This is a genomic window from Microbacterium sp. M1A1_1b, from assembly GCF_053345565.1.
This window is the reverse complement of record NZ_JBKFAJ010000001.1, coordinates 148,502-165,128: the sequence shown is the minus strand read 5'-3', so window position 1 is coordinate 165,128 and position 16,627 is coordinate 148,502. Positions and strand designations below refer to the sequence as shown.

At 72.0% G+C, this 16,627-nt stretch carries 10 protein-coding genes; 6 read left to right on the top strand and 4 right to left on the bottom strand.

The window, feature by feature from the left end; genetic code table 11:
* Positions 1–33 precede the first annotated feature (33 nt).
* The 6 genes from ACLBWP_RS00740 to ACLBWP_RS00715 are packed head-to-tail and all read left to right on the top strand — an operon-like array spanning position 34 to position 7,638.
* Entirely contained in the window at positions 34–312 is a 279-nt protein-coding gene (locus ACLBWP_RS00740) for a hypothetical protein (RefSeq protein WP_447653652.1), read from the top strand.
* Positions 309–1,637, top strand: a complete 1,329-nt coding sequence (locus tag ACLBWP_RS00735) for an EsaB/YukD family protein (RefSeq protein WP_447653651.1) — start codon at positions 309–311, stop codon at positions 1,635–1,637. Before ACLBWP_RS00740 ends, ACLBWP_RS00735 begins: the two co-directional genes overlap by 4 nt.
* Positions 1,637–2,512, top strand: a complete 876-nt coding sequence (locus ACLBWP_RS00730) for a hypothetical protein (RefSeq protein WP_447653650.1) — start codon at positions 1,637–1,639, stop codon at positions 2,510–2,512. Before ACLBWP_RS00735 ends, ACLBWP_RS00730 begins: the two co-directional genes overlap by 1 nt.
* Positions 2,509–6,459, top strand: coding sequence for a type VII secretion protein EccCa (gene eccCa, locus ACLBWP_RS00725; RefSeq protein WP_447653649.1), 3,951 nt, complete (start codon positions 2,509–2,511; stop codon positions 6,457–6,459). The genes ACLBWP_RS00730 and eccCa overlap by 4 nt, the downstream gene beginning before the upstream one ends.
* Entirely contained in the window at positions 6,456–7,049 is a 594-nt protein-coding gene (locus ACLBWP_RS00720; RefSeq protein ID WP_243562048.1) for a hypothetical protein, read from the top strand. The genes eccCa and ACLBWP_RS00720 overlap by 4 nt, the downstream gene beginning before the upstream one ends.
* 46 nt (positions 7,050–7,095) lie before the next feature.
* Positions 7,096–7,638 (top strand): HdeD family acid-resistance protein, encoded by a 543-nt coding sequence (locus tag ACLBWP_RS00715; RefSeq protein WP_447653648.1) that lies wholly within the window; start codon positions 7,096–7,098, stop codon positions 7,636–7,638.
* Here the strand turns inward: ACLBWP_RS00715 and ACLBWP_RS00710 are convergent.
* The 4 genes from ACLBWP_RS00710 to gltB all read right to left on the bottom strand — a co-directional run bounded on the left by ACLBWP_RS00710 (position 7,635) and on the right by gltB (position 16,527).
* A complete protein-coding gene (locus ACLBWP_RS00710; protein WP_447653647.1) occupies positions 7,635–8,726 on the bottom strand; it encodes a VIT1/CCC1 transporter family protein in 1,092 nt (363 codons plus the stop codon). The genes ACLBWP_RS00715 and ACLBWP_RS00710 overlap by 4 nt on opposite strands.
* Before the next feature lie 127 nt (positions 8,727–8,853).
* The gene (pyk, locus tag ACLBWP_RS00705) at positions 8,854–10,299 is read right to left on the bottom strand and encodes a pyruvate kinase (protein WP_243562045.1); all 1,446 of its coding nucleotides are present in this window, start codon (positions 10,297–10,299) and stop codon (positions 8,854–8,856) included.
* Positions 10,300–10,423: 124 nt separating this feature from the next.
* Positions 10,424–11,881, bottom strand: coding sequence for a glutamate synthase subunit beta (locus ACLBWP_RS00700; protein WP_447653646.1), 1,458 nt, complete (start codon positions 11,879–11,881; stop codon positions 10,424–10,426).
* A 35-nt stretch (positions 11,882–11,916) separates the two neighbouring features.
* A complete protein-coding gene (gene gltB, locus ACLBWP_RS00695) occupies positions 11,917–16,527 on the bottom strand; it encodes a glutamate synthase large subunit (protein ID WP_447653645.1) in 4,611 nt (1,536 codons plus the stop codon).
* Between the last annotated feature and the right edge of the window lie 100 nt (positions 16,528–16,627).

Here is a 16,627-nt window from a genome sequence, read left to right as displayed (position 1 = left end):
CCCGACGGCACCACCACGAGGAGACGACCGACCGTGCCTGACAACAACGACACGATCCTGCTGGAGTCGGTGCGGACGCACCGGGTCCGCCTGCGCGGGGCCTTCCTGATCGGCGAGCTGGCGGAACGCCGCACGGTCAACGACAACGTCCGACGCCTGGTGGGCAGCGTGGTGCTCGCCGCCGTGGTGTGCGCGGGATGCGTCGGCACCGCGTTCGTCCTCAACGCCATCCAGACCGGGCAGGCCGGGGGCCTCGGCGGGTCGACCGGGACGACCAGCACCGCGGCACCCACGAGCGGGGGCACCCGGTGACCGACTTCACGCGTCTCACCGTCGTCGGCGCCACCCGCCGCGCGACGCTCGTCATCCCGAGCGACGAGACCCTCGGGTCGCTGGTCCCGCGGCTCGTCGAGCTGCTGGACGAGCGGGTCGCCCCGGTCGCGCGACCGCTGACGCTGCTCCGGTCGACCGGCGAACAGCTCGACACCACGGCCTCGGCCGCAGACCAGGGCGTCGCCGACGGTGAGGTGCTGCGGCTGCTGCGACTCGACGAGGCCCCGCCACCACCCGAGGTCAGCGACGTGACCGATGCCGTCAGCGACGCGCTCGGGTCCCGCTCCGGCCTGTGGGGTCCTGGACCGCGCCTGCTGGTGGGCGGCGTGGGCATCGGCGTGCTGACGCTCGCCGCCGGTGTCGCCGCCCTCGGCGTCCCCGGCCTCGGTGGCGTCCCGGCACTCGCCTGGGCCGTGTGCGTGGTCGCCGGGCTGGGGCTCGCCCTGGCCCGGGCCCGGACCGTGGCCTGGGCACTCCTCGCGGCGGCGCTGGGGCTGGCGTTCCCCACCGCGGTCGGCCTGGAGGCCCTGCTCGGCTCCGCCGGCCCGTCCGGCTCCGTCACGCAGGGACTCGCAGCGCCCACCGCGACCGCCGCCTGGCTCGCACTCTTCCTGGTCGCGGGCCTGGGCCGCCGCTCCGCGCCGGCCGCGCTCGGATCGGCGGTCGGTGTGGTCGGCGCCGGTGTGGCGACCCTGCTCGAGCGGAGTCCGATGACCGGCGCCGAGAGCGCCGGGGTCCTGGCGACCGCCGCGGTCGTCGTCATCGGACTCATCCCCTGGTACGCCATGTCCCTGTCGGGACTGACCGGCCTGGACGACCAGGTGATCACCGGGCGGCTCGCCCGCCGCGAGACCGTCCTGACGACCGTGGACCGGGCGTACCGCACGCTCACGTGGGCCACCTTCGCCGTGGCCGCCACACTCGCCGTCGCCCTCGTCGGCGTCGCCGAGGCGACCGGTCCCTGGGCGCAGTGGCTCGGGGTCGCGCTCGTGACCGTCACCGCCCTCCGGACCCGGGCGTTCCCGCTCGCCGGGCAGGTCGCGGCACTGTGGGCCGCGACGGTGCCGGCGATCGTGGTCGGCGTGACGGTCCACCTGCGCGGCGACGACGGAGCCCTGGCCCCCGCAGTCCTGGCCGGGCTCGCGGTCGTGGTCGCCCTCCTCGTGCTGGTGACCCCCGCCCGGCACCAGCGCGCGTCGCTCCGGCGTCTCGGCAACGTCGTCGAGTCACTCGCGGTGATCGCGCTGGTGCCGCTGCTGATCGGGACGTTCGGCGTGTACGGCCAGCTCCTCGGGGCCTTCTGATGGGCGCGCTGCGCTCACTCGTCGGCACCGCGCCCGCTGCGGTCCTCGGTGCCACGGCCTTCGGGACGGGTGTGCTCGAGCAGGCCGACCGTGCGATCCGCGCGCCGCTCGCCCTCAGCCGACGGCTCGGATTCGTGCAGCTCACCGGCGGTGTGGGTGCGTCGACGACGGCGTCGCTCGTCGCGAACCTGCTGGCCCGCCGCCGGACGGGTCCGGTCCTGGGCGTCGATGCCGCAGGGGGCTCACGGTCGATGCTCTGGCACGCGGGGCTGCCCGACCTGCCCCCGACGGACGACGACGCCCGCCGGCGCGACCCGGCGAGCACGGCCGACGCCACCGCGGGTCTGGTCCGCGCCGGCTCCGGGCTGTACGCGCTCGACGTCCGCGAAGCCGGCACCGACGACGAGCTCGGGGCACCGCCCCGCCAGGCCACCGAGTCCCGCTGGGCCGAGGCGGTCGCCCCGGTGACGCGGTTCTTCGACGTGGTCTGCACCGACTGGGGCGTCCGGCTGCCGGGCGTCGACCTGACCGCCGTCGCCTACGCCAGCCATGCGGTCTGCCTGGTCGCCAGGACCGACCGGGTGTCGCTCGAGCGCGCGATGGCCGTCGTCGACGCGATCCGGTCGCTCGAGCACCGCCCCATCGTCGTCGTCGCCGCGGTCGACGTCGGCCGGTCCGGCTCGCGCGCCGTCGAGGCCGTCCGGTGGCCGGACGCGACCGTGCTGCGGATCCCGGCCGAGGCGGCACGACTCGCCGCCGTGCCCCGGTCCAGCCGCGACCTGACCGTCGCCACCCGTACCGCGCACGCCCGGCTCGCCGCGGCGCTGCTCGACACGAGGACCGTCGGCGCAACGACGGAACGGAGCGCACGATGACCCGACGACTCGTGCACCGGCCCACGCGCGTGAGCCGCCCGCTCCGCGACGAGCCGACCGAACCGCTCGCCCCGCCGCCCGCGCTGCCGGAAGGACCCGTCGGCGGCATCCCGATCCAGACCCTGCTGCCCGTGGTCGGATCGCTGTCGTCGATCGTCATGATCGTCGTGCTGCGCAACGCCAACCCGGTGTTCATGGTGATCGGCGCCGTCGTCCTGGTCGTCGCCCTGGTCGGGGGCGTCGGCATGGCCGTGTCGCAGCGCGGGACCCAGGCGCGCACCCGACGGTCCCAGCGCGAGCGCTACCTCGACTTCCTCGAGCGGACCCGGACCGAGATGCGGTCCCGAGCCCGCGACGTCCGGGCGAAGGCCAGCGTGCTGAACCCGGAGCCGGACGCCCTGATCGAGGTCGTCCGTGACCCGGCGCGGCTCTGGGAACGCCGGCGCGGTCACGACGACTTCCTCGTCGTCCGCGGGGGCGTCGGTGACGTCCGCTGGTTCGACCTGGCGCTGCCCGACGACGAGAACCCGGTGCAGCCCTTCGACCCGATCATGCTGGACGAGGCGCGCACGGTCGTCCAGCACTACTCGACCGTCGCGGGCATGCCGGTGACCGTCGACCTGGACCGCGCCGGCCACGTCGCAGTGATCGGCGACCGGGACCGCGTGCTCGAGGTGGCACGCGGGATGATCGCCCAGCTGGCCACCCTGCACTCCCCGGAGGACCTGCACCTGGCACTCGTGCACCCCGGTGCCCGCGCCGACGACTGGCGCGGGTTCGACCTGCTGCCGCACGCCGTCGACGACGAGCTGCTCGACGGTGACGTGCCGGCGCGACGCATCGCCCCCGACGTGCAGTCGCTCCTCGGCGTCATCGGCGGCGAGCTGGCGGACCGGGCGCAGTTCGCCGCGACCGCCAAGCGCAGCTCGGGGACGAGCGACCAGGCCGAGAACGCCCGGCTCGTGGTGTTCGTCGACGACCACGGGCACATCGCCTCCGACCTGCCGGTGCCCGACGCCGACCTCGGTCTGTCGGAGCTGCAGGTCACGACGGTGCACCTGCTGTCGGACCGTCTGCACGAGCCGTCCGACGTCACCGTCCGGATCGTGGTCGAGGACGACGACGCCACCGTCACCGACGCACGGCGCGAGGCCGACGGCGAGGTCGTCGAGACCCGGTTCCGGATCGACCGGGTACCGGCGACGACCTTCGAGACGCTCGCCCGCGAGCTCGCACCGCTGCGGCTCAGCCTCACCGCGCAGGACGCCGCCGAGTCGGTCGACGGCATCGGTGTGACCGAGCTCCTCGGCATCACCGACCTGGCGGACGTCTCCCCGGAACAGGTCTGGGTGCCGCGGTCCCCGCGGGACTTCCTGCGGGTGCCGATCGGCCTGGACGACTTCGGCGCACCGGTGCTGTTGGACCTGAAGGAGTCCGCGCAGCTCGGGATGGGCCCGCACGGCATCTGCATCGGTGCGACCGGCTCCGGCAAGTCGGAGATGCTCCGGACCCTCGTGCTCGGCCTGGCGCTGTCGCACTCCCCCGAGGACCTCAGCATGGTCCTCGTGGACTACAAGGGCGGTGCGGCGTTCGCGCCGTTCGCGGGCCTGCCGCACATCGCCGGCATCATCGACAACCTCGAGGACGACGCCGGGCTGATCGAACGCGCACGCGCCTCGATCGCCGGCGAGGTCGTCCGGCGACAGCGGGTGCTGCGCGACGCCGACAACGCGCCGTCGATCACGCACTACCGCGAACTCCGGACCCAGCGACCGGAACTCCCACCGCTGCCGCATCTGCTGCTCGTGATCGACGAGTTCGGCGAGCTGCTGACGGCGGAACCCGAGTTCATCGAGCTGCTCATGACGATCGGCCGGATCGGTCGGTCGATCGGCGTGCACCTGCTGCTCTCGAGCCAGCGGATCGAGGCCGGTCGGCTCCGCGGGCTCGACACGTACCTGTCCTACCGGCTGGGCCTGCGGACGTTCTCGGAGGCCGAGAGCTCGACGATCCTCGACCGCCCCGATGCGTTCCACCTGCCGGCGATCCCCGGGTACGGCTACCTCAAGGTCGACACGTCCGTCTACCGGCGGTTCCGTGCCGGGTACGTCTCCGGGCCGGTCGAGGCGACCACCGTGCGGACCGAGCCGGAGACGCGGCCGGAACCGGTCCTCCTGCCCGTCTTCAACACGCTCGCCTCCGACGCCGGTGACCACGGACCGGGTGAGACCGAGCTCCGCCGTCCGCAGACCGGACGCGCCCTCGTCGACGAAGCGGTGGAGCGCCTGCTCGACGCCGACCGCACCACCCGGCCGATCTGGCTGCCGCCGCTGCCGACGCGGCTCGCGCTCTCGCGGGTCATCACCGAGCGAGTGGACGACGTCCCGGCGCTCCGCATCCCGCTCGGTCTGCTCGACGACCCGTCCGAGCAGTCACAGCGTCCGTGGTACCTCGACCTCACGCGGGCCGGCGGGCACGCCGCTGTGATCGGCGCCCCGCAGTCCGGCCGTTCCACGATGCTGCGGTCGATCGCCGCGTCGACGGCCCTGACGGCGACCCCACAGCAGGTCAGCCTGTACGGGCTCGACCTCAGCGGGAGCGGGCTCGCCCGGATCGAGGCCTTCCCGCACGTCGGCGGTGTCGCGACCCGGGCGGACCCGGCGCGCATGCAGCGACTGCTCGAGGAGCTCCAGCTCATGCTCGCCACCCGGGAGCGCGCCTTCCGCGTGCACGGGGTGGACTCGCTCGACGCGCTGCGCGCCCGGCACGCGGCCGGCGGCCTGCCGGAGCTGCCGAGTGCCGAGGTCGTCCTGCTCGTCGACGGGTACGGGGCCGTCCGCGACGAGTACGAGCGCTTCGAACCGGTCCTCGGCGAACTGTTGCAGCGCGGATCCGGCCTGGGCGTGCACGTCGTCATGACCATGACCCGGTGGAACGAGCTGCGCATGGCCGTGCAGCCGCTCGTCGGGACCCGGGTCGAACTGCGCCTGAACGACCCGGCCGACTCGGTCGTGGACCGCCGGCTCTCGCAGACCATCCGCGCCGACCAGCGGGGCCGCGCGATCACCGAGGAGCGGCGCTTCGTCCAGCTGGCACTGCCGGTGATGGACGACGTGGACGACGACGACGTGGCGGACGCACTCGAGGCCCTGGCACGGCGGGCTGCTGACAGCTGGTCCGGCCCCGGGGCAGCGCCCATCCGCCTGCTGCCCGCCGACTACGAGCCGGCGGAGCTCCCCGACCCGTTCGCCGAGCCGGACCGCGTGCCCTTCGGGCTGCGCCAGGACACGATGCAGCCGGCGTTCCTCGAGCTCGGCGACCGCGACCAGCACCTGCTCGTCTTCGGTGACTCGCGGTCGGGCAAGTCGACGCTGCTGCGCGGGGTCGTCGAGGGGCTGGTCGACCGGCACTCCCCCGACGAGCTCGTCGTCGCCGTGATGGACAGCCGCGGCGCCCTCGCCGACGTCTGTCCCGACGACTACCTGGGTGGCCAGGCGTCGAGTGCGCTCGAAGCCCGGTCGCTCGCAGCGGCCATCGCCGAGGAACTCGCCAAGCGGCAGGCCTCGGCGCAGCGCGGCTCCGGACCGAGGATCGTCGTCGTCGTGGACGACTTCGACATCCTGGCCAGCGGTGGGACGCAGCCGCTCGAGCCCCTGCTGCCGTACCTGCCGTCGGCTCGTGACCTGCGCCTGCACGTGCTCGTCGCCCGCCCGGTGGCAGGTCTGCAGCGCGCGCTGTTCGACCTGACGCTCCAGGCGCTCCGCGACACCGGGGGCAGCACGTTCCTGATGTCCGGGGAACGGAGCGAGGGGCAGATCGCAGCGCAGGTGTACGCCGAGCCGATGACCGCCGGGCGCGGGCGCATGCTGCGGCGTGGCGAACGCTCGTTCATCGCCCAGGTCGCGCACTTCCGCGCTCCGGGACAGCCCGACGAGGTCGACCGGTGACCGTCACCCCCGTCCGGATCGTCGTCGCCGGTACCGCCGGCGGGGTCGGCACGACCACGGTCGCGGCGCTGCTGTTCGAGGCGCTCCGCCGGGCCTCCGTCGTGGGGGCACCCGTGCTGTACGACCACTCGGGCGGCGACCTCGGACTGCGGCTGCCGAACGGCGACGACGTGTCCGCGGTCGAGGACACCGTCGCGGTGCACGACGTCGGGGCGCATGCACTGCGCGGCGGCATCGACGCCCTGGCGTCCCCGGCCGACCTGCTCGTCGTCGTGACCCCCGCCACGGTCGTCGGGCTCGCCGACGCCGCCCGGGTCCTCGAGGTCGCGACCACGCGCTCCGGTCGGACCGCGTCGACCAGGACCCTCGTCGTGGTGAACACCCCGTTCGGGTCCGACGTCGACCGTCGGACGCTCGACGAGTTCCGTCTCCGGCACGACCACAGCAGTGTGCTGCGCCTGCCGTCGGACCGGGCGCTGGGGATCGGCGGACGGATCCCGTCGTCGCGCCTGTCCGCCGCGACCCGTCGGGCACTGGCCGAGTTCGACCGGCGAACGGTCGGCATGCTCGCCACGCAACGTGGGCGCTGATCCCCGGGTACCGTCGGACTCCGACCGATCAGGGGAGGGAGATCACGTGGATTCCCGTGCCGTCCGCACGTTCCGGGCCTTCGTCATCGCCAGTGCCGCCGTGGCGATCGCGCTCGGGATCGTCGCGATCGTCTGGCCCCGACCGTCGCTCGTCGCCGTCGCGCTGCTGTTCGGCGTGTACCTGGTGGTCGCCGGCGTGCTGCGGGTCTTCGCCGCCGTCCGTGGGCACGGCACGTCACCGGTGTGGCGCTGGACGTCCGGCGTGGTCGGCGGTCTCGTCGCCGTCGCCGGGCTGGTCACGCTGCTGGACCCGCTCGTGCCGTTGGTCGTGTACGCCGTGCTGGCAGGACTGGGGTTCGTCATCGAGGGCATCGCGGCGTTGGTCGGCGGGTTCGTCGGACACCCCGGGTCGTCGCGCGTGCCCACCGTGGTGAGCGGCATCCTGTCGATCCTGGGCGGCGTCGCCGTCCTCATCGCCCCCGGGGTCGCGCTGACCCTGTTCATGCTGTTCGCGGGGATCGCGCTGTTGGTCGTCGGCGCGGGGACCCTGTTGCTGCTGCCACCACGAGCAGCAGCGCGCCGCACCTAGGCTGCGCCCGTCCCGAACAGCAGCCCGAGCAGGTAGGTCACCACGGCGGCACCGAAGCCGATCGCCAGCTGTCGCAGTGCCCGACGGAGCGGCGAGGCGCCACTGAGCACGCCGACGACCGCCCCGGTACCGAGCAGTGCGATCCCCACGAGCACCGCCGCGACCGCGATCGCCGCCCAGCCCTCGAGCCCGACCAGGTACGGCAGCACGGGGATGATCGCCCCGGACGCGAAGAAGCAGAAGCTCGAGAGCGCCGCACTCATGCCGTTGCCGACCGCCTCGTGGTCGTCGGCGATGCGCGTCGGACCCGTCGCCGGTCCACTGCCCAGGCCCGCCAGCACGTCGGCGGCGTGCGCCTCGGCCTGGTCCTCGGGCATGCCGCGCGCCCGGTACACCAGGGCGAGCTCGTTCGCGTCGACGTCCAGGTGCGCCACGGCGTCCCCGGCATCCGGGTGCGGCGCGGACGCCTCGAGCAGTTCGCGCTGCGACCGGACGGACACGTACTCGCCAGCGCCCATCGACAGCGCCCCCGCCAGCAGCCCGGCGATCCCGCTCAGCAGCACGAAGTGCCGGTCGGCGCCGGCAGCGCTGATGCCGATGATGAGGGCGAGGTTCGACACCAGGCCGTCGTTCGCGCCGAAGACCGCCGCACGGAACGTGCCCGACAGGCGCATCCGACCGCGGTTCGCCAGCCCGCGCACGACCTCGCCGTGGATGCGTTCATCGGCCGCCATCCGCGCGGTCGCGTCGTCGTCGTCGGCGTACGGCGAGCGGTCTTCGGCACGCTGCATCAACGCCAGCACGAAGACGGACCCGAACCGCTTGGCCAGCGCGGCGAGCACCCGGGTGCGCAGACTCCCCCGCAGCGGCCGGCCGGCATCGTCGCCGAGCAGGTCGATCCAGTGCTGTTCGTGCCGGCCCTCGGCGTCGGCCAGGGCGGCGAGGATCTCGCGTTCCTCGCCGTCACGCCGTGCGGCGAGGTTGCGGTAGACGGCAGCTTCCGCGCGTTCGTCGGCCAGGTAGCGCCGCCAGCGACGCACGTCGGCCGGTCGTCGCTGCGCGTCGGTCTGGAGGCTCATGGCACCCATCCTGCCTGCTCACCGGACCGGTGGTCGCCACCACCGCCGGAACGCGACCGGGCGCGGACCGGCGGCTGCGAGCGCGTGGTGCGCCGTGCCTGTGGTCCGCGCCCGGTGGGAGCGTGCGACGCGCGTGTCAGTCGCGCACGTACGCCGGTGCTGCCTCGGCGTGCGCGTCGCCCACGCGGTGCACGCGCAGGTCGTTCGTCGAGCCCTCGATCCCGGGAGGCGACCCGGCCGTCACGATCACGCGGTCACCGGGCGCGGCGAGACCGTTCTCGAGCAGCACGTCGTCGACCTGGCCGAACAGCTCGTCGGTGTGGGTCTTCCGCTCGACCAGGAACGAGCGGACACCCCATGTGAGCGCCATGCGACGACGCGTGGCCTCGTTCGGGGTGAACGCGATGATCGGCAGACCGTGACGCAGTCGCGACATGCGGCGGGCCGAGTCGCCGGACTCGGTGAACACGCAGAGGTAGGACGCGGCGGTGAACTCGGCGATCTCGACCGCGGCGAGCGTGATGGCACCACCGAGGGTGCGCGGCTTCGTGCCGAGCGGTGCGATGCGCTCGAGGCCGTGGTCCTCGGTCGACTCGACGATGCGGGCCATGGTGCGGACGGTCTGCACCGGGTACTCACCGACACTCGTCTCACCCGAGAGCATCACCGCATCGGCACCGTCGAGCACGGCGTTCGCGACGTCGGAGGTCTCGGCGCGCGTCGGGATCGGGGACGAGATCATCGACTCGAGCATCTGCGTCGCGACGATGACCGGCTTGGCCATGCGGCGCGCGAGCTCGACGGCACGCTTCTGCACGATCGGGACGGCCTCGAGCGGCAGCTCGACGCCGAGGTCACCACGGGCGACCATGATCGAGTCGAACGCGTCGATGATCTCCTCGAGGGCGTCGACGGCCTGCGGCTTCTCGATCTTGGCGATGACCGGCAGGCGCTTGCCCTCTTCGTCCATGATCTCGTGGGCGCGGACGACGTCCGAGGCGTTGCGGACGAACGACAGCGCGATCAGGTCGGCGCCCTGCCGGATGCCCCAGCGGAGGTCCGCCTCGTCCTTCTCGCTGAGCGCGGGGACGTTCACGGCGACACCGGGCAGGTTGATGCCCTTGTTGTTGGAGACGGTTCCGCCGACGACGACCTCGGTGCGGACGCGGACGCCGTCGGTGTCGAGGACGCGCAGGCGGACCCGGCCGTCGTCGATCAGCAGCGGGTCGCCGGGCTTGACGTCCTGGGGCAGCCCTTTGAACGTCGTGCCGCAGATGTCCTTGGAACCGGGGACGTCCTCGGTGGTGATGGTGAAGACGTCACCGACGTCGAGGTGGTGCGGGCCGTCGGCGAACCGGGCCAGGCGGATCTTCGGACCCTGCAGGTCGACGAGGATCGCCACCGGCTTGCCGAGTTCCTCGGCGGCACGACGGACGTTCACGTAGTTGGCCTCGTGGACGCTGTAGTCACCGTGGCTGAGGTTGAGTCGAGCCACGTCGACACCCGCCTCGATGATCTCCTTGACGGTCTCGTAGTCCGAGGTGGCCGGTCCGAGGGTCGAAACGATCTTTGCGCGTCTCACTGGATTCCTTCGTGTGTGGTGGTGGGGCCTGCGTGCATGGTGTTCGTGGGGCTTCGCGGTACGAAGAGCGGCCACCAGCACCCTATCGAGTGCTGGTGGCCTGCTGCCCACACGGAGGTGGTCATCAGATGGAGATCGCCCGGTCCGTCGCCTTGACCGGAGCGGGCAGCATGGTCGTTCCCTCGAGGTACTCGTCGACCTTCGCCGCGGCCGCACGGCCCTCGGCGATCGCCCACACGATGAGCGACTGCCCGCGGCCGGCGTCCCCGGCGACGAAGACCCCCGGCTCGTTGGTCGTGTAGTCGGCACCGCGCGCGACGGCACCCGCGTCCGAGACGGGCAGGCCCAGCTGCGGCGCGAGCGTCTCGGTCTCCGGACCCGTGAAGCCCATCGCGATGAGCACCAGGTCGGCGGGGATCTCGCGCTCCGTGCCGGCCTTGGGGACGCGGCGACCGTCGAGGTACTCGGTCTCGGCGACGCGCAGGGCACGGACCTCGCCGGCCTCGTTCGCCAGGAACTCGACCGTCGACGCCAGGAACGTGCGCTCCCCGCCCTCTTCGTGGGCGCTCGTGATCTCGAACACGGTCGGGAACATCGGCCAGGGCTGGTCCTCGGGGCGCTCCTCGGGCGGCTGCTTGCCGATCGCCAGGTTCGTGACGCTCAGCGCGCCCTGCCGGTGGGCGGTCCCGATGCAGTCCGCACCGGTGTCACCCCCGCCGATGACGACGACGTGCTTGCCCTCGGCCGTGATCTGGTTGTCGACGACCGTTCCGGCACCGGCGCGGTTCTGCTGGACCAGGTACTCCATCGCGAAGTGCACGCCCGCCAGGTCGCGACCCGGGATCGGCAGGTCACGCGGCACCGTGGCGCCGGTGGCCACGACGACCGCGTCGTACCGGGACTTCAGGTCGTCCCAGGTGATGTCGACACCGATCTCGACGCCGGCACGGAAGCGGGTGCCCTCGGCCTGCATCTGGGACAGGCGCGCGTCGATCTGGCGCTTCTCCATCTTGAAGTCGGGGATGCCGTAGCGCAGCAGACCGCCGATCCGGTCGTCACGCTCGTACACGGCGACCGTGTGACCGGCCCGCGTGAGCTGCTGTGCGGCGGCCAGTCCGGCGGGCCCGGAGCCGACGACGGCGACGGTCTTGCCGGTCAGGCGCTCCGGCGGGTGCGGCGTGACCCAGCCGTTCTGGAACGCCTGGTCGATGATCGAGACCTCGACCTGCTTGATGGTCACGGGCGGCTGGTTGATGCCGAGCACGCACGATGCTTCGCACGGCGCCGGGCACAGGCGTCCGGTGAACTCCGGGAAGTTGTTCGTCGCGTGCAGTCGCTCGATCGCCTGACGGCCCTCGCCGCGCCACGTCAGGTCGTTCCACTCCGGGATCAGGTTGCCGAGCGGGCAGCCCTGGTGGCAGAACGGCACACCGCAGTCCATGCAGCGGCCGGCCTGTCGCTTCAGCTGGCCGGACTCCTGCTGCTCGTAGACCTCTTTCCAGTCCATGAGCCGCACCGGGACGGGCCGACGCTTCGGCAGTTCGCGTTCCTGGACCTTCAGGAACCCCTTGGGGTCAGCCATGTGTTGCCTCCGGGGTGTTCGTGGTCGTCGCGGTCTCAGCCACCGGTGACCTCCATGATGCGGTTCCACACGACGTCGCCGTCGGGGTCGAGTCCTTCGTCGACGGCCTGCCTGCGGGTCTCGAGCACCGCGGCGTAGTCGCGCGGCAGGACCTTGACGAACGCGGACAGGTCGCCCGAGTCGAGCAGTCCCTGCGCCACGGTCGACCCGGTCTCGGTCGCGTGCCGCTGCAGCAGGTCGGTGAGGATCTCGACGTCGGCGCTGTCGAGCTGCTCGAGCCGGAGTTCACCGCTGGCGAGCGAGTCGGCGTTCACGTGCTCGTCGCGGAGCCCGAGGACGTACGCCGTCCCACCGGACATGCCCGCGCCGAGGTTCCGGCCCGTCTCGCCGAGGATCACCGCCAGACCACCGGTCATGTACTCGAGTGCGTGGTCGCCGACGCCCTCGACCACGGCGGTCGCACCGGAGTTGCGGACCAGGAAGCGCTCACCGACGATGCCGCGGATGAACATGCTGCCCTGGGTCGCGCCGTACCCGATGACGTTGCCCGCGATGACGTTCTCGCTCGGCTCGAAGCCGCCGCCCTCGGTGGGACGGACCACGATGTCGCCACCGGACAGGCCCTTGCCGACGTAGTCGTTGCTGTCACCGAACAGGCGCACCGTGATCCCCGCGGGCAGGAACGCACCGAGCGACTGCCCGGCCGACCCCCGCAGCGTGATGTCGATCGACCCGGCCGGCAGTCCGTGCTCGCCGTGGCGCAGCGTGACCTCGTGGCCGAGCATGGTGCCGACGGCACGTTCGGTGTTGCGGATCGGCAGGTCGAGGGCGATCGTCCCGCCGTGTTCGATGACGTCGGACGCCTTGTGGATGAGCTGCACGTCGAAGTGGTGCTCGAGCTCGTGGTCCTGATCGCGCTGGTGACGACGGGGCTCGTCGGCCGCGAACGCCGGACCGTGCAGCACCGGCGCCAGGTCGAGGCCGGACGCCTTCCAGTGCTCGACCGCGCGGTCCACGTCGAGCGCGTCCGTCGCGCCGATCGCCTCGTCGAGCGTGCGGAAGCCGAGCTCGGCCAGCAGCTCGCGGACCTCTTGTGCGATGAACTCGAAGAAGTTCACGACGAACTCGGGCTTGCCGGAGAACCGCTTGCGCAGTTCGGGGTTCTGCGTGGCGACGCCCACCGGGCAGGTGTCCAGGTGGCACACCCGCATCAGGATGCAGCCCTCGACGACGAGCGGCGCGGTCGCGAAGCCGTACTCCTCGGCGCCGAGCAACGCGGCGACGACGACGTCACGGCCGGTCTTCATCTGGCCGTCGACCTGCACCACGACGCGGTCGCGCATGCCGTTGAGCATGAGCGTCTGCTGGGTCTCGGCCAGGCCGATCTCCCACGGGGTGCCGGCGTGCTTGAGCGAGTTCAGCGGCGATGCGCCGGTACCACCGTCGTGTCCGGAGACGAGCACGACGTCGGCCAGGGCCTTCGTCACACCCGCGGCCACGGCACCGATGCCCGACTGGCTGACGAGCTTGACGTGCACGCGGGCCGAGGGGTTGGCGCGCTTGACGTCGAAGATCAGCTGCTTGAGGTCCTCGATGGAGTAGATGTCGTGGTGTGGCGGCGGCGAGATCAGACCGACGCCGGCGGTGGCGTGCCGGGTTCGGGCCACCCACGGGTAGACCTTCTGCGGCGGCAGCTGCCCGCCTTCGCCCGGCTTGGCGCCCTGGGCCATCTTGAGCTGGATGTCGGTGGCGTGCGTCAGGTACATGCTCGTGACGCCGAAGCGCCCGGACGCGACCTGCTTGATCGCGCTGCGACGTTCGGGGTCGAGCAGCCGGTCGACGTCCTCGCCACCCTCGCCCGTGTTCGACCGACCTCCCAGACGGTTCATCGCGATCGCCAGGGTCTCGTGGGCCTCTTTCGAGATCGAGCCGTAGGACATCGCGCCCGTGTTGAACCGCTTGACGATGGACTCGATCGGCTCGACTTCTTCCAGCGAGACCGGCGTGCGCTGCCCGTGCTTGAAGCGGAACAGCCCCCGCAGCGTCATGAGCTGCTCGGCCTGGTCGTCGACGGACTTGGAGTACTCGCGGAAGATGTCGTAGCGGCGGGCGCGCGTGGCGTGCTGCAGACGGAACACCGTGTCCGGGTTGAACAGGTGCGGGGGTCCTTCGCGGCGCCACTGGTACTCGCCACCGGTCTGCAGCCGCTCGTGCGCCAGCACCGCGCCGTCGATCGGGTACGCCTGCGCGTGCCGCTCGGCGTTCTCCTGGGCGATCACGTCGATGCCGACACCACCCAGAATCGACGAGGTACCGGTGAAGTACCGGTCGACGAACTCCTGCGACAGGCCGACCGCCTCGAACGCCTGGGCGCCCGCGTAGCTGGACACCGTCGAGATGCCCATCTTCGACATGATCTTCAGGACGCCCTTGCCGAGCGCCTTGATCACGTTCTTGACCGCCTGTTCCGGCGTGATGCCCGCGAGCATGCCCTGGCGGACCAGGTTCTCGCAGGTCTCCATCGCCAGGTACGGGTTGATGGCCGAGGCGCCGTAGCCGATCAGGGTCGCGACGTGGTGGACCTCGCGCACGTCGCCGGCCTCGACGATGAGTCCGACCTTCATGCGCTGCTCGGTGCGGATGAGGTGGTGGTGCACGGCGGCGACCAGCAGCAGGCTCGGGATCGGTGCGTTCTCGGCGTTGCCGTCACGGTCGGACAGCACGATGAACTGCTTGCCCGACTCGATGGCGTCGTCGACCTCGGCGCAGACGGCCTGGATGCGCTGCTCCATCGCCTGCTCGCCGGCGTCGACCCGGTAGAGCCCGCGGATCGTGACGGTCAGGTGCCGACCGGACTCGGTCTCGAAGTGCTGGACCTTGGCGAGCTGGTCGTTGTCGATGACCGGGAAGTCGAGCACGATCTGCTTGGCGTGCTCGGGACCGGCGTCGAGCAGGTTGCGCTCGGGACCGAGCCCCATGCCCATCGAGGTGATGACCTGCTCGCGGATCGAGTCGAGCGGCGGGTTCGTCACCTGGGCGAACTGCTGCGTGAAGTAGTCGAACAGCAGTCGCGGCCGCTGGGACAGCACCGCGATCGGGGTGTCCGAGCCCATCGCACCGAGCGGTTCGGCGCCTGCGGCCGCCATGGGGCGCAGCAGGACGCGCACTTCTTCTTCGGTGTAGCCGAAGGCCCGCTGTCGACGGGTGACCGATGCCGGGGTGTGCACGATGTGCTCGCGCTCGGGCAGGTCGCGCAGGTTGATGCGCCCGGCTTCGAGCCATTCGCCCCAGGGGCCCGACGTGGCGAGCTCGCGCTTGACCTCGTCGTCCTCGATGATGCGGCCGGCCTCGGTGTCGACCAGGAACAGCCGACCCGGGCGCAGGCGCCCCTTGCGGACGACCTTCGACGCGGGGACGTCGATGACACCGGTCTCCGAGCCCATGACGATGAGTCCGTCGTCAGTGACCAGGAACCGCCCCGGACGCAGACCGTTGCGGTCGAGCGTGGCCCCGACGAGCGAGCCGTCCGTGAAGGTGATCGCCGCGGGGCCGTCCCACGGCTCCATGAGCATGGAGTGGTACTCGTAGAAGTCGCGGAGCTCGGGGTCCATGTCGGTCTGGTTCTCCCAGGCCTCGGGCACCATCATCGACACCGCGTGCGGCAGGGATCGTCCGGACAGGGTCAGCAGCTCGAGGGTCTCGTCGAACGAGGCCGAGTCGCTGGCGCCGGGGCTGACGATCGGCAGCAGGGGCGCCATGTCGCCGAGCAGGTCGCTCTCGAGCTGCGACTGCCGTGCGCGCATCCAGTTGCGGTTGCCGCGGACGGTGTTGATCTCGCCGTTGTGCGCGAGCGTGCGGAACGGCTGGGCGAGCGGCCACGACGGGAACGTGTTGGTCGAGTAGCGCGAGTGCACGATCGCCAGCTTCGACGCGAACCGCTCGTCGCTCAGGTCGGGGTAGAAGGGCTCGAGCTGGAGCGTCGTGACCATGCCCTTGTAGACCATGGTGCGGCTCGACAGCGACATGAAGTAGATCTCCTGCTCGCGCTCGACGCGCTTGCGGAGTCGGAAGGTCTGACGGTCGAGTGCGATGCCGCTGCGGAGCGCACCCTGGTCGTCGTGCCACTCGGACACGACGAAGCACTGCTCGAAGGCGGGCATCGCCGCGCGGGCGAGCGACCCGAGCACCTCGGGCCGCACCGGGACCTCGCGCCAGCCGAGCACGCGCAGTCCCTCGTCCGCCGCTGTCGTCTCGACGGCGGCCTTGACCGCCGCGCGGTCGTCGGCGTCGAGCGGCAGGTACGCCGTGCCGACGGCGTACTCCCCCGCAGCGGGCAGCTCGACCGGGGCCACGGCGCGGAAGAACGCGTCCGGGACCTGGCAGAGGATGCCCGCACCGTCACCCGTGCCCGCGTCGGAGCCGACGGCGCCGCGGTGCTCGAGGTTGCGGAGGGCACCGAGTGCCGCGTCCACGATGTCGTGCCCGGGCGTGCCGCGGAGCGTCGCGACCATGGCCAGGCCGCACGCGTCCTTCTCGTTGGCCGGGTCGTACATGCCGGCGGCATCCGGGACCGCGGAGAACCGCTGGTGCGCCGGTCGGAGGGCCGACCCGGGGGTCGAGGGGAGCTGGGATGGCAGGAACGCCATGGGGACCGTCCTCAGGAGAGGGTGGAACAGGGACAGCGATGGCCGTGTGCAGCGGTGCTGGGAGTGTGCCCGCTCACCGTCCGACCCCGTGGGGCCGGGC

Coding starts and splice junctions, on each gene's coding strand:
- ACLBWP_RS00730 (WP_447653650.1), top strand. CDS start 1,637: ATGGGCGCGCTGCGCTCACTCGTCGGCACCGCGCCCGCTGCGGTCCTC.
- eccCa (WP_447653649.1), top strand. CDS start 2,509: ATGACCCGACGACTCGTGCACCGGCCCACGCGCGTGAGCCGCCCGCTC.
- ACLBWP_RS00710 (WP_447653647.1), bottom strand. CDS start 8,726: ATGGGTGCCATGAGCCTCCAGACCGACGCGCAGCGACGACCGGCCGAC.
- ACLBWP_RS00700 (WP_447653646.1), bottom strand. CDS start 11,881: ATGGCTGACCCCAAGGGGTTCCTGAAGGTCCAGGAACGCGAACTGCCG.
- gltB (WP_447653645.1), bottom strand. CDS start 16,527: ATGGCGTTCCTGCCATCCCAGCTCCCCTCGACCCCCGGGTCGGCCCTC.